At 49.1% G+C, this 22,054-nt stretch carries 31 protein-coding genes; 26 read left to right on the top strand and 5 right to left on the bottom strand.

The features are described 5' to 3' along the window. The first annotated feature begins 177 nt into the window (after positions 1–177). The 18 genes from NWF04_07160 to tsaA all read left to right on the top strand — a co-directional run bounded on the left by NWF04_07160 (position 178) and on the right by tsaA (position 15,468). The gene (locus tag NWF04_07160; protein MCW4006355.1) at positions 178–1,686 is read left to right on the top strand and encodes a Coenzyme F420 hydrogenase/dehydrogenase, beta subunit C-terminal domain; all 1,509 of its coding nucleotides are present in this window, start codon (positions 178–180) and stop codon (positions 1,684–1,686) included. Between the two features lie 153 nt (positions 1,687–1,839). Further along, a complete protein-coding gene (locus NWF04_07155) occupies positions 1,840–3,768 on the top strand; it encodes an aconitate hydratase (protein MCW4006354.1) in 1,929 nt (642 codons plus the stop codon). A 170-nt stretch (positions 3,769–3,938) separates the two neighbouring features. Beyond that, a complete protein-coding gene (locus NWF04_07150) occupies positions 3,939–4,667 on the top strand; it encodes an archaeal proteasome endopeptidase complex subunit alpha (protein MCW4006353.1) in 729 nt (242 codons plus the stop codon). Between the two features lie 7 nt (positions 4,668–4,674). Beyond that, a complete protein-coding gene (locus tag NWF04_07145) occupies positions 4,675–5,364 on the top strand; it encodes a ribosome assembly factor SBDS (GenBank protein ID MCW4006352.1) in 690 nt (229 codons plus the stop codon). Between the two features lie 43 nt (positions 5,365–5,407). Next, on the top strand, positions 5,408–6,118 hold the full coding sequence (gene rrp4 / locus NWF04_07140) for an exosome complex RNA-binding protein Rrp4 (protein ID MCW4006351.1): 711 nt from the start codon (positions 5,408–5,410) through the stop codon (positions 6,116–6,118). Further along, entirely contained in the window at positions 6,111–6,866 is a 756-nt protein-coding gene (gene rrp41, locus NWF04_07135) for an exosome complex exonuclease Rrp41 (GenBank protein MCW4006350.1), read from the top strand. The genes rrp4 and rrp41 overlap by 8 nt, the downstream gene beginning before the upstream one ends. Continuing rightward, positions 6,866–7,657 carry an exosome complex protein Rrp42 gene (gene rrp42, locus NWF04_07130; protein ID MCW4006349.1) on the top strand — a complete coding sequence of 264 codons (792 nt, stop codon included), beginning with the start codon at positions 6,866–6,868 and terminating at the stop codon, positions 7,655–7,657. Before rrp41 ends, rrp42 begins: the two co-directional genes overlap by 1 nt. Positions 7,658–7,662: 5 nt before the next feature. Next, on the top strand, positions 7,663–7,944 hold the full coding sequence (locus tag NWF04_07125) for a 50S ribosomal protein L37ae (GenBank protein MCW4006348.1): 282 nt from the start codon (positions 7,663–7,665) through the stop codon (positions 7,942–7,944). 91 nt (positions 7,945–8,035) lie between these two features. Next, entirely contained in the window at positions 8,036–8,287 is a 252-nt protein-coding gene (locus NWF04_07120) for a KEOPS complex subunit Pcc1 (GenBank protein MCW4006347.1), read from the top strand. Positions 8,288–8,603: 316 nt separating this feature from the next. Then, positions 8,604–9,773 (top strand): methionine adenosyltransferase, encoded by a 1,170-nt coding sequence (gene metK / locus NWF04_07115; protein ID MCW4006346.1) that lies wholly within the window; start codon positions 8,604–8,606, stop codon positions 9,771–9,773. A gap of 92 nt (positions 9,774–9,865) precedes the next feature. After that, positions 9,866–10,570, top strand: a complete 705-nt coding sequence (locus NWF04_07110; protein MCW4006345.1) for a histidine phosphatase family protein — start codon at positions 9,866–9,868, stop codon at positions 10,568–10,570. Positions 10,571–10,664: 94 nt separating this feature from the next. Beyond that, positions 10,665–11,552, top strand: coding sequence for an Mrp/NBP35 family ATP-binding protein (locus tag NWF04_07105; GenBank protein ID MCW4006344.1), 888 nt, complete (start codon positions 10,665–10,667; stop codon positions 11,550–11,552). Positions 11,553–11,568: 16 nt separating this feature from the next. Then, positions 11,569–11,943 (top strand): NifB/NifX family molybdenum-iron cluster-binding protein, encoded by a 375-nt coding sequence (locus tag NWF04_07100; protein ID MCW4006343.1) that lies wholly within the window; start codon positions 11,569–11,571, stop codon positions 11,941–11,943. A gap of 17 nt (positions 11,944–11,960) precedes the next feature. Further along, positions 11,961–12,335, top strand: coding sequence for a NifB/NifX family molybdenum-iron cluster-binding protein (locus tag NWF04_07095; protein ID MCW4006342.1), 375 nt, complete (start codon positions 11,961–11,963; stop codon positions 12,333–12,335). 39 nt (positions 12,336–12,374) lie between these two features. Beyond that, on the top strand, positions 12,375–13,214 hold the full coding sequence (locus NWF04_07090) for an ATP-binding protein (GenBank protein ID MCW4006341.1): 840 nt from the start codon (positions 12,375–12,377) through the stop codon (positions 13,212–13,214). Beyond that, entirely contained in the window at positions 13,211–14,080 is an 870-nt protein-coding gene (locus tag NWF04_07085; protein ID MCW4006340.1) for an ATP-binding protein, read from the top strand. Before NWF04_07090 ends, NWF04_07085 begins: the two co-directional genes overlap by 4 nt. Before the next feature lie 81 nt (positions 14,081–14,161). Further along, positions 14,162–14,929, top strand: a complete 768-nt coding sequence (locus NWF04_07080) for a hypothetical protein (protein ID MCW4006339.1) — start codon at positions 14,162–14,164, stop codon at positions 14,927–14,929. A 98-nt stretch (positions 14,930–15,027) separates the two neighbouring features. Next, positions 15,028–15,468, top strand: a complete 441-nt coding sequence (gene tsaA / locus NWF04_07075) for a tRNA (N6-threonylcarbamoyladenosine(37)-N6)-methyltransferase TrmO (GenBank protein MCW4006338.1) — start codon at positions 15,028–15,030, stop codon at positions 15,466–15,468. A 1-nt stretch (position 15,469) separates the two neighbouring features. Here the strand turns inward: tsaA and NWF04_07070 are convergent, their stop codons facing one another. Beyond that, a complete protein-coding gene (locus NWF04_07070; protein ID MCW4006337.1) occupies positions 15,470–15,706 on the bottom strand; it encodes a hypothetical protein in 237 nt (78 codons plus the stop codon). A gap of 170 nt (positions 15,707–15,876) precedes the next feature. Between NWF04_07070 and NWF04_07065 the strand changes: the two genes are divergently transcribed. Continuing rightward, positions 15,877–16,158: a rubrerythrin gene (locus NWF04_07065; GenBank protein ID MCW4006336.1), complete on the top strand. Its 282-nt coding sequence runs from the start codon at positions 15,877–15,879 to the stop codon at positions 16,156–16,158. A 105-nt stretch (positions 16,159–16,263) separates the two neighbouring features. Here NWF04_07065 and NWF04_07060 read toward each other — a convergent pair whose 3' ends face one another. The 3 genes from NWF04_07060 to NWF04_07050 form a co-directional block, all read right to left on the bottom strand. Continuing rightward, positions 16,264–16,488 carry a DUF4423 domain-containing protein gene (locus NWF04_07060; GenBank protein ID MCW4006335.1) on the bottom strand — a complete coding sequence of 75 codons (225 nt, stop codon included), beginning with the start codon at positions 16,486–16,488 and terminating at the stop codon, positions 16,264–16,266. 5 nt (positions 16,489–16,493) lie between these two features. Then, positions 16,494–17,153, bottom strand: coding sequence for a peroxiredoxin (locus tag NWF04_07055; GenBank protein MCW4006334.1), 660 nt, complete (start codon positions 17,151–17,153; stop codon positions 16,494–16,496). A gap of 148 nt (positions 17,154–17,301) precedes the next feature. Beyond that, positions 17,302–17,571: a DUF5320 domain-containing protein gene (locus NWF04_07050; GenBank protein ID MCW4006333.1), complete on the bottom strand. Its 270-nt coding sequence runs from the start codon at positions 17,569–17,571 to the stop codon at positions 17,302–17,304. 109 nt (positions 17,572–17,680) lie between these two features. On the opposite strand from NWF04_07050, the gene NWF04_07045 reads away from it, so the two are divergent. From NWF04_07045 to cgi121, 6 genes are all read left to right on the top strand, one after another. Next, positions 17,681–18,010, top strand: a complete 330-nt coding sequence (locus NWF04_07045; protein ID MCW4006332.1) for a DUF134 domain-containing protein — start codon at positions 17,681–17,683, stop codon at positions 18,008–18,010. Between the two features lie 114 nt (positions 18,011–18,124). After that, entirely contained in the window at positions 18,125–18,502 is a 378-nt protein-coding gene (locus NWF04_07040; GenBank protein MCW4006331.1) for a hypothetical protein, read from the top strand. A gap of 60 nt (positions 18,503–18,562) precedes the next feature. Next, positions 18,563–18,979 carry an OsmC family protein gene (locus NWF04_07035; GenBank protein MCW4006330.1) on the top strand — a complete coding sequence of 139 codons (417 nt, stop codon included), beginning with the start codon at positions 18,563–18,565 and terminating at the stop codon, positions 18,977–18,979. 69 nt (positions 18,980–19,048) lie between these two features. Continuing rightward, a complete protein-coding gene (locus NWF04_07030; GenBank protein ID MCW4006329.1) occupies positions 19,049–19,585 on the top strand; it encodes a flavodoxin domain-containing protein in 537 nt (178 codons plus the stop codon). A gap of 103 nt (positions 19,586–19,688) precedes the next feature. Beyond that, positions 19,689–20,294, top strand: coding sequence for a phosphoribosyltransferase (locus NWF04_07025; GenBank protein MCW4006328.1), 606 nt, complete (start codon positions 19,689–19,691; stop codon positions 20,292–20,294). Then, positions 20,288–20,851 carry a KEOPS complex subunit Cgi121 gene (cgi121, locus tag NWF04_07020; GenBank protein ID MCW4006327.1) on the top strand — a complete coding sequence of 188 codons (564 nt, stop codon included), beginning with the start codon at positions 20,288–20,290 and terminating at the stop codon, positions 20,849–20,851. Before NWF04_07025 ends, cgi121 begins: the two co-directional genes overlap by 7 nt. A 9-nt stretch (positions 20,852–20,860) precedes the next feature. Here cgi121 and NWF04_07015 read toward each other — a convergent pair whose 3' ends face one another. After that, positions 20,861–21,382 carry a THUMP domain-containing protein gene (locus tag NWF04_07015; GenBank protein MCW4006326.1) on the bottom strand — a complete coding sequence of 174 codons (522 nt, stop codon included), beginning with the start codon at positions 21,380–21,382 and terminating at the stop codon, positions 20,861–20,863. A 229-nt stretch (positions 21,383–21,611) separates the two neighbouring features. Here NWF04_07015 and NWF04_07010 point away from each other — a divergent pair, with 229 nt between their 5' ends. Further along, positions 21,612–21,935, top strand: coding sequence for a hypothetical protein (locus NWF04_07010; protein ID MCW4006325.1), 324 nt, complete (start codon positions 21,612–21,614; stop codon positions 21,933–21,935). The last annotated feature ends 119 nt before the right edge of the window (positions 21,936–22,054 follow it).

The raw sequence follows: 22,054 nt of genomic DNA, 5'->3' as shown, positions 1-22,054 counted from the left end.
CCCCGATTTGTACATAAACAGCCCTAAACCTGCTTTCTCCGCCGCTGTTTTTTACCGCTAACTGCTCTGCACCGTTGGCAAAGCATCAATGTTTTTCTTTAAGGTCAAAACGCAGGAGGTTATATGGCTATGTATTTAAACGGGGTCATTAACATTATGTAGTTAAGTGAGGGTGCCATGCAGACCAAAAGCGATTCTCTCATAGCCTATAATGTTTTGAACAAAAAAATAATCAGCAATGGGTTCTGTACTTTGTGTGGAGCATGTGAGGCTGCTTGTCCTACCCATGCAATATCTATTGAAGGTGAAAAGCATCGGCGTTTGCATGATTGCTCTAAGGATTTGGATTTGTGTCCGATTTGTTATGAGGCGTGTCCGCATTCTGAGGCGCTTTTGCTAAGAACTCTTAAAGCCGTTTCTGATGCGCCTGGCAAGAATGAAGCGTTGGGTTACTACCGTAAAATAGTTCTCGCGCAAGCCACTGACCCTGAACTGCGAAAGCTTAGCCGCGGTGGAGGAGTGGTTACTTCACTTCTAACCTATGGCGTAGAAAAGAAGCGTTTTGACAGCGCCATTGTATCCCGCGCCGAACCCGATAATCCCGCTAAACCCAAAGCCTCCGTAGCTGTAGTACAAGACGACATTATCTCGGCTGTGGGCAGCAAATTCTTCCCCTCCCCTGTAGCCAAAGCATACGGCAGCGCAGTTTACGGATACGGCAAACAAAAAATCGCCTTCGTGGGTGTGCCCTGCCACGTTTTAGCCCTTCGCAAACTGGAAGCTTGGCAACACAAAATCGGAGACAACCTAGACATCACCATCGGACTATTCTGTTTTGGCACATTCTCCATGAGCGCCCTGCTCAAATACATCGAAGATAACTACCACGTTAAACCCTCAGAAATCAAACACATGCGCCTCTCCTCCAAATTTATCGTGCAAACCGAAAAAGACACCATACGCATCCCCATATCCGAAATCGAAAGCATCATCATGCCCAGCTGCCGAACCTGCACGGACTTCACCAACGAATTAGCCGACATATCCGTAGGCAGTGCCTACCCGCTTGAAGAATGGTCCACAGTAATCATTCGAACCAAAGACGGCGAAGACTTCTTCTATGACGCAGTGGAAAACGGCGTGATTAACACTTGGGTTATCGAGCAAGAGCCCCGCGTGTTTGAACGGGTCGTTCGCGCTGCGATTCAGAAACGTAAATCTGCCCTTGAAGAAGCCAAGCACTTCGAAGAAAAATACGGCTACCTCCCCGTGCTCATGCTACGCGAAGCCGAAGAACTCTCCCAAGTCAAAGTCGCCGACATCATGACCAAAAACGTCAAAACCGTCCAAGGAACCGTTTCCGTCCAAGACCTCCTTGACCTCATGGCAAAACAACACCACATCGGCTACCCCGTCGTAAACCAAAAAGAAGAACCCATCGGGCTCATCACCTTAGAAGAAGCCTCCCAAACCGACAAATCAAAACGCGCAACCACAACCGTCAAAGAAATCCTAAACAAAAAACCCATATCCGTCAAACCCGACGACACCGCCATGGATGCTTTCAAGAAAATGACCAAACACGAAACCGGACGAGTCCTCGTAGTAGACCCCGAAAACCCAAAGAAAATCATAGGCATGGTCACCAAAACCGACCTCATGCACACCATGATAAACCAACAGTAACCCCTTCTTCCTTTTGTTTGTTGTTTGGCTTGTTTGTTTTTGTGTGATGTTTTTTGTTTTTTTGGCGTGAGCCTTAAATCTGTGTTTTTTCATCCCCTAAACTACTAAATCACCTGGTCTTTACTGAAAAAATGTTGTCTGGCGGGAAAAATCATGGGCAAGACTTTATCTGAAAAAATAATTGCAAATCACGTTTTAAACGGCAAAACTGTTTGCGGCGGAAAAATCGGGTTAGTTATTGATCATACGTTGACGCAGGATTCTACGGGCACGTTGGCTTATTTAGAGTTCCAAGCGATGGGCATTCCCAAGGTTCGCACTAAACTGAGCCTGAGTTTTGTTGACCACAACATGCTTCAAAACGATTTTCGCAACCCTGATGACCACCTCTACCTGCAAAGCATAGCCGCTAAATACGGCATAACCTTTAGCCGCCCCGGAAACGGCATCTGCCACCAAGTCTACCTTGAACGTTTTGCGCGCCCTGGATACACCTTGCTGGGAAGTGACAGCCACACCCCCACAGCAGGCGGCATGAGCATGATTGCCATAGGCGCAGGCGGCTTAGATGTTGCAGCAGCTATGGCTGGGGAGCCGTTTTATCTGGAGATGCCCAAAATCGTGGGCGTACGCTTAACAGGCAAACTTTCACCGTTTGTTTCCGCCAAAGACGTCATCCTAGAAGTCCTACGAAGAATAAGCGTCAAAGGCGCAGTCAACAAAATCTTAGAGTACTTTGGTCCAGGCGTGAAAACCCTAACTGTTCCAGAACGCGGAACCATAACCAACATGGGCACCGAAACAGGCGCCACCACCTCGGTTTTTCCCTCAGACGAAATCACCCACGAGTTCCTCAAAAGCCAAGGACGCGAAGACCAATGGGTGGAACTTAAAGCCGACGAAGACGCCACCTACACCGAAACAATCGACATAGACCTCTCCACGGTCGAGCCCCTCATCGCCTTGCCCCACAGCCCCGATAACGTCAAAACGGTGCGTGAAGTCGCAGGAACCCCCGTTGCGCAGGTCTGCATAGGAAGCTGCACCAACTCGTCACTACGCGATTTGAAGCTGGTCGCCGCACTGCTCAAAGGAAAGAAAATTAGCGACTCTGTTAGTTTGACCATCTCGCCGGGTTCGAGGCAGGTGTTGGAAAATTTGGCGGTTAGCGGTGATTTGGTGCATATTATTCGTGCGGGTGCGCGTGTGATTGAGAACGGTTGTGGTCCTTGTATTGGTATTGGGCAAGCTCCCCCAACTGGTGCGGTGACGCTTCGCACGTTTAACCGCAACTTCAAAGGACGCTCAGGAACCAAAGACGCCCAAATCTACCTAGTCAGCCCCGAAACCGCCGTAGCCGCCGCCCTAACAGGCGTAATTACTGACCCGCGTGACCTCAAAGATTACCCCCAAATCAACCTGCCCGCAGAGTTTTTGGTAAACGATAACATGTTCATACGCCCCGAAACTGCAGCTCAAACCGAAATCCTCATGGGACCCAACATCAAACCCCTGCCCAGTTTCACGACGCTCCCCGAAAAACTCTCAGGCGAAGTTTTGCTCAAAACGGGTGATAACATATCTACCGACGACATCCTCCCAGGAGGCAGCCAAGTTATGTCTTTGCGCAGTAACATACCAGAAATCAGCAAGCACACTTTTCGACCCGTGGACCCCGAATTTGCAGAGCGCGCATTGGACCGCAAAGGCGGCTTTATTGTCGGCGGTGAAAATTATGGTCAAGGCTCAAGTAGAGAACACGCTGCCTTAGCGCCTAAGTACCTTGGTGTAAAAGCAGTCATTGTCAAGAGCTTCGCGCGTATTCACTTGGCTAACTTGATTAACTTTGGCATTGTGCCCCTAACCTTTGCTGATAAAAACGACTACGACAAGATTTCCCAAGGCGACCTGCTTGAGCTGGAAACCCAAAACCTCCAAGCTGACCTCACAATCAAAAACCTAACCACAGGCGCAACCATTCCCGTGCGGTGCGAACTTTGCGATTTAGACTGCAAAATGATACAGGCAGGCGGAAAACTAGCAGCCATAAAACAAAAACAAACCTCCCCCTCCTCTGCCTAAAGACGATATTCCAAACAAAAAAGCCCTAAACTCGCCATTTGCTGGACAGTTAGCTGTAAACCTGTTTTTGTCATAGTCGAATGCCGATGTTGGTTTAAAGGAAAGGTTTTTACTGTGGTTAACGTATGTGACTTGGCGAATAGTGTAAAGAGTAAAATGAGGTAATAGTTATGTCCGTATTTGCAGCACCAGGAGCATATGACCGTGCAATCACCGTTTTTTCCCCGGACGGAAGGCTTTTCCAAGTAGAGTATGCAATGGAGTTGGTCAATCGTGGAGCCACCATCTTAGGCATTCAATGTGCAGAGGGTGTTGTCTTAGGCGCTGAGGAGAGTCTTGAACCCCTTGAAGAAGCGGGTTATTCTTGGAAAATCTTTCGTGTAGACGAGCATGTTGGCGCGGCTATTGTGGGTTTGAGTTCTGACGCCCGCATTCTAATTGACCAAGCACGTGTTTACGCTCAAAGTAATAAACTAACATACGATGAACCCATAGACACCGAAGTTGTAACCAAACGCATCTGCGACATACAGCAAATGTACACCCAACATGCAGGTGTAAGACCCTTTGGCGTGAGCATAATCTTTGGTGGCGCAGACAAAACTGGACCACGCGTCTTTGGCACACATCCTTCTGGAACATACCGCGGCTACAAGGCAACCGCTTTGGGCGCTGGAAGAGAAACCGTTATTTCAATACTCAAAGAAGAATACAAAGAAGACATGAGCCTAGAAGACAACAAAAAACTCACCGTAAAGTGCCTCGTAAAGGCCCTTGAAGCACGGCAACTGCCGCCCCGCATAAAACTTGCAGTTATCCCCACAGCCACAAAGAAGTTAGAGATGCTCTCGGACGAAGCTGTAGAAGCGTACATCAAACAGTTTAGTTCGGGCAAGTGAATCGTTGATGAGTGAAAAGTTCACAATTGCGCGTCTCACAAAGGATAATGAACATTTCGAAGTGTTAGTTAAACCCCAAAAGGCTCTAGACTACCGCAACGGCAAAATCAGCGCCATAACCGATGTTCTCGCGGCAGAAACCGTTTTTTCTGATGCCAACAAAGGCACCCGCGTCGCGGACGAGCAACTGCGCAAAGCTTTTGACAGTGTTGACCCTTTCGCCATAGCTGATGTCATCATCAAGAAGGGCCAGCTGCAGTTAACCACTGACCAGCGCCGCAAAATGGTGGAAGACAAACGCAGGCAAATCATCGACTTCATCAGCCGACAAGCAGTTGACCCCAAAACCAACCTGCCCCATCCGCCCATGCGCATAGAAAACGCCATGGAACAAATCCGCTACTCCGTAGACCCCTACAAATCCATTGACGAGCAAGCCCGAGAAATCATCCGTTTGCTGCGTCCTATTTTGCCTTTGAAAGTTGAGCAAATCAAAGTCGCCGTTACCATACCTGCCCAGTATGCGGTTCGCGCTTATGGTTCTATCAAAACTTATGGTTCTATAAGCAATGAGCAGTGGCGTGCTGATGGTTCTTGGTATGGCGTAATTGAGATGCCTGGTGGTAGTTATGCCTCTTTCCTAAACAAGTTAGGCGAGGTTACGAAGGGCGCTGGGGAAGCAAAGGTAATGAAGTAACGAAAAAAAGATTGAATTTGAGTAATGGAGGAAAAATTGAGTCATGCCAACATATTTTGAAGCAAAACAACTGGTAACGCCTGGCGAGCTGCTTGCAGAGGGCGAGTATCAACCAGGAGAAAACACGTATAACGAAGCAGGAAAGATTTTCTCCTCTCGCCTTGGACTTGTAGATTTAGAAAACAAGAAAGTCCATGTTGTGGCGTTACGTGCGTTCTACGTTCCCAAAGTAGGCGATTTAATCATCGGCTCTGTTAAGGAAGTCGGGTTCAACGGTTGGACCGTGGACATCAAGGCTCCCTACGATGCGCTACTGCGTGCATCTGACGTTTTAAGCCGACCTTTTAAGCCCCAAAACGACGAACTCTGCCAAGTTCTCAACTCTGGAGACTTAATCGTAGCAAAAATCGCCTCATACGACCGCGCCCACGACCCCCAACTAACCGTCGGCGAACCTGGATTGGGAAAAATCACCCGCGGACAAATCATGCGCGTCACCCCAACCAAGATTCCCCGAGTCATAGGCAGGAAAGGCTCCATGATTTCCATGATAAAGCAGGAGTCTAATTGCCAGATAATTTTGGGTATGAACGGCGTAATTTTGGTCACGGGCAAGAACCTTGAAGATGAAGACCTTGCAATGTCTGCTATACGGAAAATCGAAGAGGAATCCCACACTACAGGGTTAACCGACCGTATCACGCAGTTGCTCAAGGAAGAGAAAGCTAAAGTGGAGGACCCACAAAATGAATGAAAAACATGAAAAACTAATCGACAAAAAAGGTGTACGTCTCGACGGAAGGAAAGCCGACGAGCTTAGACCACTTAAACTCGAAGTAGGCGTGTTATCAAACGCCGACGGCTCAGCATACATAGAACACGGAAAAAACAAGATCTTAGCCGCAGTGTTTGGTCCACGTGAAATGCACCCCAAACACCTCTCACGACCCGACCGCATGGTGCTAAGATGCCGCTACCACATGGCACCGTTTAGCGTCCCCGAACGCAAATCCCCCGCACCCAGCAGACGCGAAGTCGAACTCAGCAAGGTCATCCGAGAATCCTTAGAACCCGCGTTGTTCTTGGATTTGTATCCGCGCACAGGTGTTGACGTGTTCGTGGAGGTCTTGCAAGCTGACGGTGGAACCCGATGCGCAAGCATAACCGCAGCCGCATTAGCCCTTGCAGATTCAGGCATACCCATGCGTGACCTCGTTGTTGCGTGCGCTGCAGGCAAAGTTGAAGACACCGTGGTCTTGGACTTGTACGACGCCGAAGACAAACTAGGCGCCGCCGACGTTCCAGTTGCTTACATGCCAAACTTGGACGCAGTAACACTGTTGCAGATGGACGGCACCCTCTCTCCCGAAGAGTTCGAGAAAGCCGTAACCATGGCGATGGATGGCTGCAAAAAGATTTATGATTTGCAAAAGGAAGCGTTAAAAACGAAGTACATGAATTTGGTTGAAGAAGAGGAACCCGCAGAGGAGGTTGAAGAGTAATGTCTACTTTGATTACTCGTGTGCGTCAACGCCAGCTTGGTCAACTGCTGGAAGAAAACAAGCGTCTTGACGGCAGAGGCTTAACTGATTACCGCGAATTCAAAATTGAAGAAGGCTTAATTGAGAAAGCTGAAGGTTCAGCCAAAATCACCTTGGGCAAAACCGAGGTTCTAGTAGGCGTAAAAGTCGAAACAGGCGAACCCTTCCCCGACACACCTGATGACGGTGTCATGACCGTTAACGCCGAACTTGTTCCTTTGGCTTCTCCAAACTTTGAACCAGGCCCCCCCGATGAAAACTCTATCGAACTCGCCCGCATTGTTGACCGCGGCATACGCGAATCCAAAGCCATAGACAACAAAAAACTGTGCATTGAACCCGGCAAGAAAGTGTTCGTAGTCTTCGTTGATGTCTATGTCCTTAACCACGACGGTAACCTCATCGACGCTTCAGCACTAGCAGCTGTTTCTGCATTAATGAACACCAAAATGCCCAACTATGAAGTCAAAAACGGCGAAGTCGTAATCAAACAAGGCTACACCCCACTACCGCTCAAAGACCACCCCATAACCGTAACTGTTGGCAAACTCAACGGCAAACTCGTCATCGACGTAGGACAAGAAGAAGAACAAGTAATGGATTCTAGGCTCTCCATGGCAGTCAACGACAAAGGCAACATTTGCGCCATACAGAAAGGCGGAGCAGGCTTTTTCACACCGCAACAAATAATAGACGCTTCAAAGCTTGCAAGAGAGAAAGCTTCTGAATTACGCAAGAAGCTTAAATGGTGAAAGTAATGCCACGCACAAAAAAGGTTGGTCCCACTCGAGGTTTAGGAACCAGATACGGTTCCACCGTTCGCAAGCGATACATCAAAGTTATCGCTGGGCTTAAGCGTGCCCACAAATGCCCCCAATGTGGCTTTGTCCGCGTGAAACGTCAAAGCGTTGGCGTATGGAAATGCAGCAAATGCAGTCACACATTCGCAGGCGGCGCATACATGCCATCCACAAAACTGGGAGTAGTCGCAAGACGGTCAGCCTCAAAAGGCACAGTCCTGGGCGCAACCCAAAACTAAACCCTTTTTCCTTTGTTTATTCTTCTGTTTCTTGTTTGTGTAACCTATTTTAGGCTGCAGTAGCTTTTTGCTGTTGGATGTGCTGCTTGTTATGTCTCACGCGACTGTTCGGCTGCATTTTTCTTCCCAAAAACGCCTCAACGCACTGATCGTTGCCCTAAAACCCGAACTTGACCACCAGCTCACAAACCGCTCCACCGTAAACTTGACCCGCGAAGGCGATACCCTAATCTTGAATGTGCAAGCTACAGACACCACAGCTCTGCGCGCCGCCTTAAACTCTTACCTGCGATGGGTAAACTCTGCAGACAACGTCCTACAAACCATCCAACCCCCGCCTTAACTTGGTTGGATGCTTTTCCTGTTGGATACCCCCTCCCCATATCGTTTCTGCATAGAATTGATATTTAGCTGCTGATAGGTTGGTGGCTGCGTGCTTTCTTGGCGTATGTGGTTTATTTTGTAAACGTAAAATTTTAATATGGTTTATCTATTAAACTTTTCAGTGCCTACTAAAGGCTAACTGAACGTGACGAACCATGAACAAAACCGGCAAAACCTTTTCCCAAACAATTCACCTCAAAACGACACCCTTTCTTTCCCTAAAACACCTCAAACCACAAACTTTCAAAATTCTGCCTACGCACGGGGCTTAAGGCATGACGCAGTTAGCAACTAAAACCTTTGTTTTCTCCTCTGAATCCGTCGCAGAAGGACACCCCGACAAAGTCGCCGACCAAATCTCTGATGCCATCCTAGACTACGTCTTAGAAAAAGACCCCAAAGCCCGCGTTGCCTGCGAAACCCTAGTCATGCAGGGAAACATCATCATAACCGGGCAAATCACCACGTCATTTCGCATGGACATTCCCCCAGTTGTGAGAAAAACCCTCAAAGAAATCGGGTTTGATAACGCGCGTGATGGCTTGGATTGTGCAACTTGCGGCATTTTGGTTTCGGTAACTGCACAGTCTCCTGACATCGCCATGGGCGTAGACGAAGCAGAAGACCACGAACAAGGTGCGGGCGACCAAGGCATGGTTTTTGGGTACGCAACCAACGAAACAGCTGAGCTCATGCCCCTGCCTATCGTGCTGTCACACAAACTTGTTAAACGCTTGGCGGAGTGCCGAAAAACAGGCGTGCTACCCTATTTGTGTCCTGACGGAAAATCCCAAGTCACCATAGAATACGCTAACGGAAAACCCCAACGCGTAGCCGCCGTAGTCATAGCCGCCCAACACACCGAAGATGTGGGCACTCAAAAAGTCCGAGACGACATCATCGAGCACGTAATCAAACAAGTCGTCCCCTCTGATTTGCTGGACTCCAAAACCAAATTCGTAATCAACGGCACAGGACGCTTCGTGGTTGGGGGCACGTTGGCGGATTCAGGGTTGACAGGCAGAAAAATCATCGTCGACACGTATGGTGGTGTTGGCAGGCACGGAGGCGGATGCTTTAGCGGCAAAGACCCCTCCAAAGTAGACCGTAGCGGATGCTACATGGCACGCTACATAGCCAAAAACATCGTCGCCGCCCAGTTAGCTGATAAATGTGAAGTGCAAATTAGCTACGCCATCGGAGTTGCCAAACCCGTCTCAGTGATGGTTAACACGTTTGGCACAGGAAAAATCTCCGACGAAAAAATCCTGCAGCTCGTCTTGGAAAACTTTGACATGCGCCCCAAAGCCATCATAACCCAACTTGACCTGCGCCGACCCATATACCAAAAAACCGCCACCTGCGGACACTTTGGCAGAGATGACCCTGACTTCACATGGGAACAAACCAACAAAGCCCCAATCCTCAAAAAAGCCCTCCCCTAAGCAGTTTTTTCTGCTCTCTTCTTTTTGTTTGCCGCATCTGGTGGGTATGTTAATATTTTTTGGTGCTTTAGGTGGTGCGGGGATGTGCTGGTTTGGTTGGGTCTACTTCGCAGAGTTGCAGGTTGATTGTTTTTAGGCATGCCCAGACCTTTGATAACTGCCGCGACCTTTTCTCGGGCTGGCGCGACTCAAAACTCACCCCAAACGGCATCTTTCAAGCACACGAACTCGCTACACAACTCAACTCCTTCAAAATCGATTACGCTTTTACTTCTCATCTGGTTCGTGCTAAACAAACCCTGCAAATTGCTCTGCAAAACCACCCCCAGACGCAGGTGTTTGTTGACGACCGCCTCATTGAGCGTTGTTATGGTTTGTTGCAGGGACAAAGTAAGAAGCGTTTAGAAGAGCAAGACCCAAAATGGTATGCGCGGGTTCACCGTGGGTACGATGTGGTTCCAGAGGGCGGGGAGAGTTTGCGCATGGTGGAGAAGCGGGTGCTTTGCTTTTTTGAGGCGCTTAAAGCGTGGCTTTCATCCAAGCCTGGGAACGTGGCTATTTGCTGCCACAATAATTCGATTCGTCCGCTGCGGTGTGTTTTTGAGGGTTTGACGTTGATGCAGATGCTTGAGATTGAAACGCCCCAGAACAAGGCGTTTGTTTACGATTTTCCCTTGCCCACGGTGGATGCGGGGGGTTTGGGTGGAAAATCTAAAATGGGTTGGGCGGGGCTGGTTGTTTCGGGGCGGGTTCGTTTGGCGTCTGACCCTAGGAATGTTTTGCGTTATTGCTACTGAGGCAAACCTTTCAACGCTATTTTGGTTATTTTCTAAACAAAAACTATTAATAAGATTTAGGTATTAAACTGGTGTTGCGTTAAACGGTGAAAAAATGACAAACCAAACATGCGACGGGAACTACAGCTCCTGCTCATCCAAAGACGGCTGCACTCCCCAACAAAAACAACAATGTGAACAAAACCAGCAACTCAAAACCCAACTAGGAAAAATCAAACACAAAATCGCAATCATAAGCGGCAAAGGCGGCGTAGGAAAAAGCACTGTAACCGCAAACCTCGCCATGGCATTTGCAATGCAAGGACACCAAGACAAAGTCGGCGTTGTAGACGCAGACATCCACGGACCCTGCATACCCAAAATGCTTGGGCTCAAAGGCAAAACCCTACAAGCAGGACCCACAGGCGCACTTTTCCCCGTTACAGGCAAACAAGGAGTCAAAGCGGTATCCATGGACTTCTTGCTCCCCAACGACGAAGCCCCCGTAGTTTGGCGTGGACCCCTAAAAATGCGCGCGATTCAGCAGTTCCTATCTGATATCACATGGGGCGAGCTTGATTACCTGTTCATTGATTTGCCCCCGGGAACAGGCGACGAGCCCCTAAGCGTTATGCAGCTCATCCCCGACATGGACGGCGTTGTCATCGTAACCATGCCCTCAGAAGTCTCCCAAGCCGTCGTCAAAAAATCCATCTCATTTGCCAAACAACTCGGCGTCCCCATCATCGGCATCATCGAAAACATGAGCGGCTTTGTCTGCCCCGACTGCGGCTCCACCGTTAACATCTTCAAATCAGGCGGCGGGAAAAAAATCGCCCAAGACCTCTCCGTGCCTTTCTTGGGAAGCATACCACTTGATCCGCGAATATGCAACGATTCGGATGAGGGAGTTTCTTTCTTGGCTGAGAACCCCTCTTCCCCCGCCACCCAAGCCTTCAAAGCCATAGTAGACGAAATCAAAAACTTCGTCGAAAAAAAGTAAGTGAGGAAAACAAAAAATGAAAATATGTGTAACCTCAACCTCGGATAGTTTAGACGCCCAAGTCGACCCCCGATTTGGCAGATGCGCCTACTTCTTGATTGTGGATTCTGAAACCTTAGAGTTTGAAGCCGTCGCGAACACGTCTCAAGACGCGTCTAGCGGCGCAGGCATCAACGCATCCCAAACCATAGCCAACAAAGGCGCCAAAGTCCTCTTAACAGGCAACGTTGGACCCAACGCGTTTGAAGCCCTCTCAGCAGCAAAAATCGAAATCATCACAGGCGCCTCAGGAACCGTCAAACAAACCCTAGAGAAATACCAAAACGGCGAACTCAACAAAACCAGTGCCCCCACAGTCGGCGGACACTTTGGCATGGGCAAACAACCCTAAGCGTGGAGGAGCAAGAAGTGCCCCATAGAGTTGTGGTTCCTGTAGCAGACCAGACAGGTTTGACAGCTCGCTTAGCAGAACACTTTGGCCGCGCCCCCTACTTCGCCGTAGTCGACCTAACCGACGATTTTGAAATCACCGATGTGCAGACGGTGGAAAACACTGGTGCTCACGCGGGCGGCGTTGCGCAGGCTCACGAGAACATCGAAAAACTCCAGCCCGAAGCCATCATAGTCTACGGCATGGGACGCCCCGGACTGCAAACTTTCCACGACGCAGGCATAACAGTTCTCAAAGCAAACGCCGACACCCTCAAACAAGTCCTAGACGCCTACAAAACCCAGACCCTTGAAGAACTCATAGACGGCTGTCCCCACGCACACCACGGATAAACATAGTTTCTTGCTTGTTTTTGTTTTGAGGTATGTGTCTTGATTGTTACGGTTGCAAGCGGTAAGGGCGGCACGGGCAAAACTTCGGTTGCTGTTAATTTGGCTCTTTCTGTAGGGAACGTTCAGCTTTTGGACTGCGACGTGGAAGAACCCAACGCTCACCTGTTCCTAAACCCAGCAGTAGACAAAACCCAACCCGTCTACACCCAAATCCCCCACATAAACGAAGATTTATGCACCCACTGCGCCGCGTGCTCCAAATTCTGCCAATTCAACGCCCTCTTTGTCGCCCCCGAAACCGTCATGGTTTTTCCCGAACTCTGCCACAGCTGCGGCGGCTGCGCCCTAGTTTGCCCCACAAACGCCATAACCTACGACAGTCACCGCATTGGCACCTTAAAATTCGCTTCAGCAGAAGACGGTTTGGAACTAGTTTACGGTGAGCTTGAAGTTGGCAAGCCCATGGCTGTTCCCGTGATAAAAGCTGTCAAAGCCCAGATGAGCCAAAGTTGCGCCGTAATCATTGATTCGCCTCCGGGGACGTCGTGTCCGTTTGTGGAAACTGCGCGGGAAAGCGACTTTTGCGTGCTGGTAACTGAACCCACACCCTTTGGGCTGCACGATTTAACCATTGCTGTGACTGTTTTGCAGAAGATGACCGTGCCCTTTGGTGTCGTAGTTAACCGTGCAGGTATAGGCGACCGTAAAGTATACGAGTACTGCAAAAAAGAGCGCATCCCCGTGCTCATGGAGATTCCCTATAAACGCGAAATTGCCGAGCTCTACTCAAAAGGCATACCCTTTAGCTCACAGATGCCCCAGTGGAAACAAAACTTCCAAGACCTCTTCACGCAAATCAGGGAGATAACAGAGAAATGAAACAGCTAACAATTCTAAGCGGCAAGGGCGGAACAGGAAAAACCAGCCTCACAGCCTCCTTAGCCGTTCTGGCAAAAAACGCCGTAGTAGCCGACTGCGACGTAGACGCCCCCGACCTACACATGCTCCTGCACCCCCAAATCCTCGAAACCCAACCCTTCGCAGGCTCCAAAGTCGCAACCATAGACCCCGCAAAATGCACCAAATGCGGCATCTGCAAAGAAAAATGCACCTTCGACGCCATAACCCCCGACTTCGTGGTTGACGCTATCGCGTGTGAGGGCTGCGGAGTCTGTGCTTTTGTGTGCCCCGTAGACGCTGCTACCCTTGGTGGACGCGAATCAGGAAACGCGTATCTCTCCCAAACCCCCTACGGCTTCATGTCACATGCCCTGCTCAATCCTGGCGAGGCGAACTCTGGCAAGCTCGTTACGCTAGTTAGAAAAAACGCCAAAGCCCTATCAACCAAACACAACTGTGACCTCATAATTATCGACGGTTCCCCAGGCATTGGCTGCCCCGTTATTGCTTCGATTTCGGGTGTGGATGCGTCTTTGGTGGTTACAGAGCCAACGCTTTCAGGCATTCACGATTTGCAGCGTGTCCTTAAACTGCTTAAACATTTTAACGTGACACCGTTTGTGTGCGTAAACATGAACGACGTGAACCCGCAAAACACCCAACGCATCCTAGATGTGTGCAAACAAAACAGCATCGAAGTCCTTGGCAAAATCCCCTTTGACCCAAAAGTCACCCAAGCCATGGTCAACGGAAAAACCATTATCGAATACGCCCCAAACTCTGATGCGGCACAGCAAATCACAAGCATCTGGAACAAACTACAAAACCTCCTACCCACCAAATAACCCCTCTATGTTCCCATGTGGCGACGGGTACCAAAACCCAAAAAAACCCAAAGCCACCCCTTAACAGTTAGGTGCGATTTCGTGAAACAAGTTCTGCTTACGCCCGCAGCTGGCAAACTCTTAATCTCCAAAGCCCTAACCCAACACCCCTCTGTTCAATGCGCCCTCAAAACAGGCACCCTTGTCATCGTCGCAGGAACCACCAATGGCTACCTAGCCAAAGAAATCCTGCAGCATCTGGGAGAAGAATTTTCCACTAAACGTTTTTTCCGCGGCGTTACTTTGCCTCCCAGCCAAGCCCTAACCACCAATGAAGGCAGACTGCACGATGAAAGCCAATTCCCAGGCGACGTAGTTATCTCTAATGGGGTTTGGCAAAAAGGCAAAACGTTGGCGGATGTTGCGGATTCGTTAAAGCCGGGCGACTGCATCGTGAAAGGTGCAAACGCGCTGGATTTGCAGGGTAGGCAGGCGGCGGTTTTGGTTGGGCACCCTAAAGCGGGGACGGCTGCGGTTGCGATTCCAGCGGTGTTTGGGCGTAGAGTAAAGCTAATTGTTGCGGTGGGGCTGGAAAAGCGTGTAGGCGGTGACTTGAATGCTTTGGCGGAGAGGCTTGCGCGTCCTGATGCTCAGGGTTATCGGTTGTTGCCTCTTCACGGTGAAGTCTTCACCGAGTTAGACGCAATCAAACTGCTTTGTGGCGCGACGGCGGAGTTGATTGCTGCGGGAGGTGTCTGCGGGGCAGAGGGTGCATGCTGGCTCCTGATTTTGGGAACAAAACAGCAAGAAGATGTCGCCCAGCAACTCATTGACTCCGTAGCTGCAACGCCTCCGTTCAAAATGGCTTAGTTGCTCATGGCTTTTCTGTAGCCGCTGGGAAAAACTCCAAATACCTTCAACCCTGAAAGTAACCACAAGTACGCATTACATTTTTCGTGTTGAGGTTGATGAAAAGTTGGAAACTGTTTGGGCAGGTAAATTTTCTTGGAAAAGTTGAGAAGTCAGGTTCTGAAGGTGCGGTGGTTAGGCTGTTTCCAGAGTTTTGCCCTGGACTTGAAGGGCTCGAAACGTTCTCCCACGCCATAGTTTTGTACTGGATTCACATGCGCGACAACCCCAAGGAGCGCAGCGTTTTACAGGTAACTCCACGCAGGCATAAAGGCGCCCCGCAGCTGGGAGTTTTTTCCTGCCGCAGCCCCACACGACCCAACCCCATTGGACTTTGCATAGTTCAAATCCTAAAAATCGACGGCTGCACACTCCACGTTAAAGGCTTAGACGCCAACGAAAGCTCCCCCATCATCGACATAAAACCATATTTCCCACGCGCCGACCACGTCGAGAACCCCCGCGTCCCCAAATGGGCAACCCACGGCCCCTCCACCTGATTTACTCTTTTGTTTCTTCTACAAGCAACGCTTTTTCTGGACATCTGCCTGTGAGTTCCTTGACGTATTTGAGGTTCTCAGAGAAAACGCCCATTAGCATGCATTCTTTTGCTGATGGCTGTTTTGCGTTTGGCTCTAACACTTTTGCCAGCAACTGTGCATGCAACGGGCACCGCCCAACCGATATGCCACAGTCGGTGCATCTGTTTGTGTCCACAACCACCCTGTACTTAGCCATTAGCCAACGCCACCCTCTACTCACACATTTGCTGACTTAAACCTGTTGCCCCCTTAAGTAGTCCGTAGCCGTTAGGAGATGTTCTGTTTGGTTTAACGTTTGGTTTGTGGTTTTTGGCAAACAAGTTTTTTAAATCAAAGTTACCCTTCTTGTAAGCGAGGCGAATAGTGTTGTTGTCAAAAATTCCCATAGACCTTGAAAAAATCAGCAAAGAAAACCTAGACAAAGAAATTTTGCGTGCAGGCATAATCGCAGAGTTTGACGCTATAAACTTGTATGAACAGATGGCTGCCCTAGCTCAAGACCCCAACATCAAGACCATCCTGCTGGATATAGCCAAAGAAGAGAAGGCGCACGTAGGTGAATTCCAAACACTGCTGCTCAAATTCGACGCCGAACACGGCAAAGAACTCGAAGAAGGCAAAAAAGAAGTCGAAGAACTAACCAGCTAAAAACCGCATTCGGTTGCAGCTTCAAAAATTTGTCTTTTTCCTTTTTGGCTCTTTTTATTTAGCAAAAATCTTTTTTCTTCAAAAAAGAAAAGAAGTGGTTGGGGTTTATTGGATTGTTTGGGTGCCTTTTTCTGTGAGGGCGTATTTGCCGTCGCTGGTTTGTTTTGTGAATTCGGCGTTTTGTAGTTGGCGTAGTCCGCTTCGTACTCTAAACAGTGGCTGGTTTGTTTTGGTTGCGACTTCTTCGGGGGTCAACGCGGCGTCTTTGAGGGCTTTGAGGGTTTGCATGCCTGTGGTGGTTGGTTTTCCGTCTGCTGATACGCATGGCATGGTGTTTAGCTCTCGGGGAGTTTCTTTTTGCACAGGTACCAGTCTTTGCAGTCGTAGCCCTCTTTGAGCCTTGCGTCTGCATCTTCTACAGTCATGGGTGGGGGAACAACAACGGGGTCGCCTGGCATCCAGTTCGCTGGAGTGGCTACCTTGTATTTGTCGGTTGTCTGCAATGCATCGATGATTCTAAGAACCTCTTTCATGTTTCTGCCTGTGGTTAGGGGGTAGTAGAGCATGGTGCGTATTTTGCTTTCAGGGTCAATGATGAATACGCAGCGGACGGTTTCGGTTTTGCTTTGTTCTGGGTGGATCATGCCGTATTTCATGGAGACTTCTTTGTTGAGGTCTGCGATGATGGGGAAGGGGATTTTGACGCCCATTTTTTCTTCGCAGTTTCGTATCCATGCGATGTGTGAGGAGACGCTGTCAACGCTTAATCCCAAGAGTTCTACGTTTCGTTTTTTTAGTTCGTCGTAGATTTGGGAGAAACCAATGAATTCGGTTGTGCATACGGGTGTGAAGTCTGCGGGGTGCGAGAACAGCACGAGCCATGTGCCTTTGAAGTCTGAGAGCCTTAGTGTTCCTTGGGTTGTCAAGGCTTCAAACTCTGGAGCTTCTTGACCTAAAACTGGAAACCCAGTTACTTCTTTTTCAACTTCTGCCATTTCAATTCACCTGGTAAAAATTACACAAAACATATACCGTCTATACCATAAAAAGGTTTTCCACACAGTTATATTTTCAAAACAACCCCAAATCTGGCGTTTACACTCAAAAAAAGCGTGAAGAAAAAAGGAAAAGAGCACAGCGGCTCTATTTGCTAAGTTCATCTAGCCGAGACTGAATCTTGGCGAGGGCTTCTTGCATGGCTTTAAGCTGCTCTTCAATGAGGCTCTTTTGCTGATTAAGCATCGCCGCTTCATCTTCGGGCTTGATTGCTGCGGGAGCGTTGAATGCGGGTGACCCATAAAGGTACCGGCAAGCGCCTCTGCCGTACTGCCAGCCTGGACGCTGCCATGGAGGCAAATTGCTGTATGGTCCTGCGCCTGGCCAGTTTCCCTGGCCTCTTCTTCCCCAAGGCATGTGTTTTTCACCTCTAAACATTTATTTTTGTGCTTATGCACATAAGCAATTATGAGATAACGCACAAAAATATATAAGAGTTACGCTGCCCAATCAATAACTGATAACCATGGGCTGGAGATGCCGACACCGACGAGGCAGAAGAGGACGCCTCCCAAAACCAATCACCCTAGAAAAACCACCCACCCTAACCCACTTCACCCCCACCCCCCCAACAGACGCCGAACCCATACTCATCGAACCCGCAGAAATAGAAGCCCTGCGCCTAGTCGATTTAATTGGGCTCTCCCAAGAAGAAGCTGGCAGCCAGATGGGGGTTTCACGCGGAACCATTTGGCGCCTGACGCAAAGTGCTAGGCGTAAGGTTGCGTTGGCTTTGTCTGAAGGGCGCGGTTTAGTTGTTGCTGGCGGCGGTTTGGGTGAGTGTGTGGATGGTTAGTTTTGGGTTTTTCTTATCTTCAGATGCTTATTTTCTAAACGTAAAGTATTAATAATGTTTATGTATTAAACTGTCAGGAAACAAAAAATAGGATAACATTAAGAGGCAATTATTATGACTAAGCGAATGGTAATCCCTGTTGTGAATGACGCTGGTGAAGACGCCCAGTTAGCCCAGCACTTTGGGAAGGCACCCTATTTTGTAGTGGTTGACCTAGATGAGAACAACACCGTTGTCAGCCTAAAAACCGAGCCCAACCGCAGCGAACACGTCGGCGGCACTGGACTTCCCCACGAACACCTGCTAATGCTAGAACCCGACACCTTTGTGGTCTTTGGCATGGGACCTGGCTGCCTGCAAAGCCTGCGAAACTTTGGTGTAACCGTACTTCAAGCAGTTGGAACCACCGTCAAAGACATCCTTGACGCACAAAAAACAGGTACCCTGCAAGAACTCCAAGGCAGTTGCCCCCACCACAACCACCATCACTAACCCCAAAGGCACTCACCACTCTTTATATTCCTTCAACGGGATAGTATAAGTGGTGATTTTATGCCCAAAATCAAAGCTAAAGCAACTTGGCTAGATAATGTTCGTTCCGTAGCGGACAACCAACGAACCCACAGCGTCGTATGTGACCTTTCAACTGCAAAAGGCGGAGCCGACAGTGGCCCAACCGCTCTGGAACTTGCCCTCATGGGACTAGCTGACTGCGGTGTCACCATATTTGCCGATGTCTGCAAAAAAAGCAACATTGAACTCAACAAAGTCGAAGTCACCGTGGAAGCAGAAAAATCCCCCGATTCCCCCTTGATTAGCGGCGTATCCATGAAAGTTAGCATTGATGCAAATGCGCGCAAAGAGTTGGTGGATGCTGCTTGGCGACGAACCGAAGCAAGCTGTCCCGTCTTGCTCATATTCAAACAACCCCTATCCGTGCAAGTATCCTACGACGCAAAAACCCAGTAACCCCCATTTAGGCGCGTCGACTCGCTGTCCTCTAGCCCTTTACGTGTACAAAACATGAGATGAAAAGAAATGAAGTCTGCACTTGTATTATATAGCTCCCACACGGGAAACACCCAAAAAATTGCTCAAGCCCTCAAAGAAGGCATAGAAGAAGCAGGAATGCAAGTCACCTGCAAAAAAGTCGATGCCCAAACCGACGTAAACTACTTCGACTACGACCTCATCTGCATCGGAACCCCCTCCCTACAATGGAGCCCCAGCAAGCCCCTCGATGACCTCCTAAAACGCAAAATGACCCAGTACCGCAAAGACGGAGCCATCAAACCCAGCGCCCCAGCAGTCAAAGGCAAAAACGTCCTCATATTCGTCAGCTACTCAGGACCCCACACAGGTCTAAACGAAGCAACCCCTGTTGGCAAATACGTCGGGCAATTCTTCGAGCACCTAGGCTTCACCGTTCTTGACGAATGGTACATCCTAAGCGAATTCGTCGGCTCCGAAGAACACAGCACCAAAGGACGCATGGGCGACATCCGAGGCAAACCCACCGCAGAAGACCTGCAAAAAATCAAAGCCGACGCCAAAGCCCTAGCAACCAAAATCTAAACCCTACCTCCTTTATCTTTTCTTTGTTCTGAACCGTTTTTTGTTAGTGTTGGGTTTAACCTTAATTTGGAGTGCCGCATGATATTTTGTTGAAGTGAAGTTGATGGCTGGCGAAACCGCGTTTGAGGCGCCTTCTTGGAGTCAGATTTACACGTTGCTGCTTAGCCAAAGCAAAACCATAGTCCAAAGCGGCTTTAGCGCGCAGGTTTTGGTGGGCGTTTGCAGGGGCGGCTGGATTTGCGCGCGGGTACTCTCTGACCTTTTGGAGAACCCCAACCTTGCAAGCGTAAAAGCCCAAAACTACACCAGCATCAGAAAAACCCTCCACGAACCCGTCCTGACGCAAATGCTCTCTGCAGATGTTAAGGGCAAACGGGTTTTGGTGGTGGATGAGGTTGCGGATTCAGGCAAAAGCCTCCAACTCATAACCAAACACATCAACGCGCAAGGCGCCGCCCAAACAAAAACTGCCACGCTATACGCCAAACCCCAAAGCATCGTCAAACCTGATTTCTGCGAAAAATACACGGAGTGCTGGGTGGTTTTTCCGTGGGAACTCAAAGAAACCGCCCGCGAGCTTTGGGCAACCTACAAAACCCCCAACCAACTCTCACAGCAAGCCGCCAAACTCTCAACCGCAGGGGCACCAGCGGATTTGCTCCAAGCATTCTTCCAAGAATTCACCGAGGAGGAGGCACAATCATGCTAAAACACATAGCCGAATACAACAAATTCGTAGAGTTAACAGGCTTTCGCGGCGTAAAAACTGCAGACTCCAAAGCCCTGCTCGAAGCTGTTCGCAGCCAAACCCCAAAGGGCGTGGAAGTTCAGCTTTTCGATGCCGACCTTATCGCGTCATGGCAACACCTCTACTTCGCCACAGTAAACGCTTTGATGGCACAAAAAAACCAACGCAACATATCCAAAACCGCCGCCGTCGAAACCATACTCTACGCCTCCGCCCAACGCCAAATCTCCAAAGCCATCGAACACATCGGAGTCAAACCCCAAACCCACAACGTAGCCGCAATCGTGCTCGGAGACAACAAGAGTGCCGTGGAGAAGGCTGTTTTGGCTCTTTCCCAGTACTTTGGGGTCGCAGCAGACGAGAAGGTTCTGGAACTCTCCGAAGAGAAGACCCAAAAAATCAGGGCAGCATTTGATGTAACGGATTCCGAGTTGTTGGTCTCCTCAGCCAAGGATGCGGGGCAGGCGTTGGTGGATTTGATTGTGGAGCGGGTGGCTTTGCTCTCAACACAACTCTAAACAGCGCGGTTAGAGCATTTTTTCTTTTTGCACGCTTATGATTTGGGTGGGCTTGATTAGCGAGATGCCCGTGTAGCCGCCCAGCACTTCGACGAGCAAGACTTTGTTGGGGTTGCCCAAATTGACGGGGTTCTTGATTTGCGGCGCAATGGCTTGTATGATTTCTTGGCTATGAATCTCGGTGAAGCGCTTCTCAACGGTCATGCGAAACGACTCTTTTTCCCCCATCTTGGTAGCCATCTCCAGCGCGGTCTCCTTAATCTTCTCTAGCTCCGTGGGCACGACTCTTTGGATAGGCAAAATCCGCAGGGCATAGCGGAACTCGTAAGGGCGCTCCCTCAAAATCTCCCGCAACTTATCCACTGCCTCCACAGGGTCCAAAGCGGTCTGCGCAACAACTATCCCCCTAATCCCCGTCTTATCTGTACGAGGTTTCTCATCGCCAAGTTCCTTAAGCAAAACCCTCAACTCATAACGCATCTGCCTCTCATTCCCACGCAACGTCGTCGCCAACAAATTAAACTCAGACAACAAACCCAAACACATCCGACCAAAAAGGGATACAACACCCCATATTTCTATTTATCCCCCACCAGCAGATAGACCCCCTCCCCCCTTTTCTGCATACAATTAAAGCTTGGAACCTAAGGATAGTGAAAGACACTAAAAGCTCAGGAACGGTTGACGAAAAACCTGTACCCGCTAAAAAGTAAGCACACAAAAAACTTAAAAATGTAATTGTGAATGGCAAAATATGGCTATGTCTGCGATAGATTTGAATGTAATTTTACTGGGTATCGTTATAAATGTTGTAATAGATCTGATCATTTTCAAGTTGTTTCGCCTGAGTGGAATAACGCTTGCAATAACCTTTCTAGTGGATTTCTTACTTCCATATTTGCCTTTTATGTTCTTATTGTGGTCAAGACCCGACACAAGTATTCTGATAGAAGCTGTAATCGCTTTAGTTTCAACCTATGTGCTAAATCTAGTAAACTTTGCGATTTCAGCAGTATTTGGATATGCTATCGCTGTTGTTCTCTATTTTATGCTTGGTGAACGAGTACCTGAACCTACGTTTTAATCTGTAGCTAGGCATAAGTGGGTCAGTTTGGATGTAGGCTTTATTCACTGCCCGTGGGGGCTCCTAGCCGTCGCCTCACATCATCCCCGTTGTATTTCTTGGTTTGGGGATTTATCGGT

The organism is Candidatus Bathyarchaeota archaeon (assembly GCA_026014465.1).
Taxonomy (GTDB): domain Archaea; phylum Thermoproteota; class Bathyarchaeia; order Bathyarchaeales; family Bathycorpusculaceae; genus JADGNF01.
Note: the sequence above shows the minus strand (reverse complement) of the source record. Positions and strands in the feature narration are given on the sequence as shown.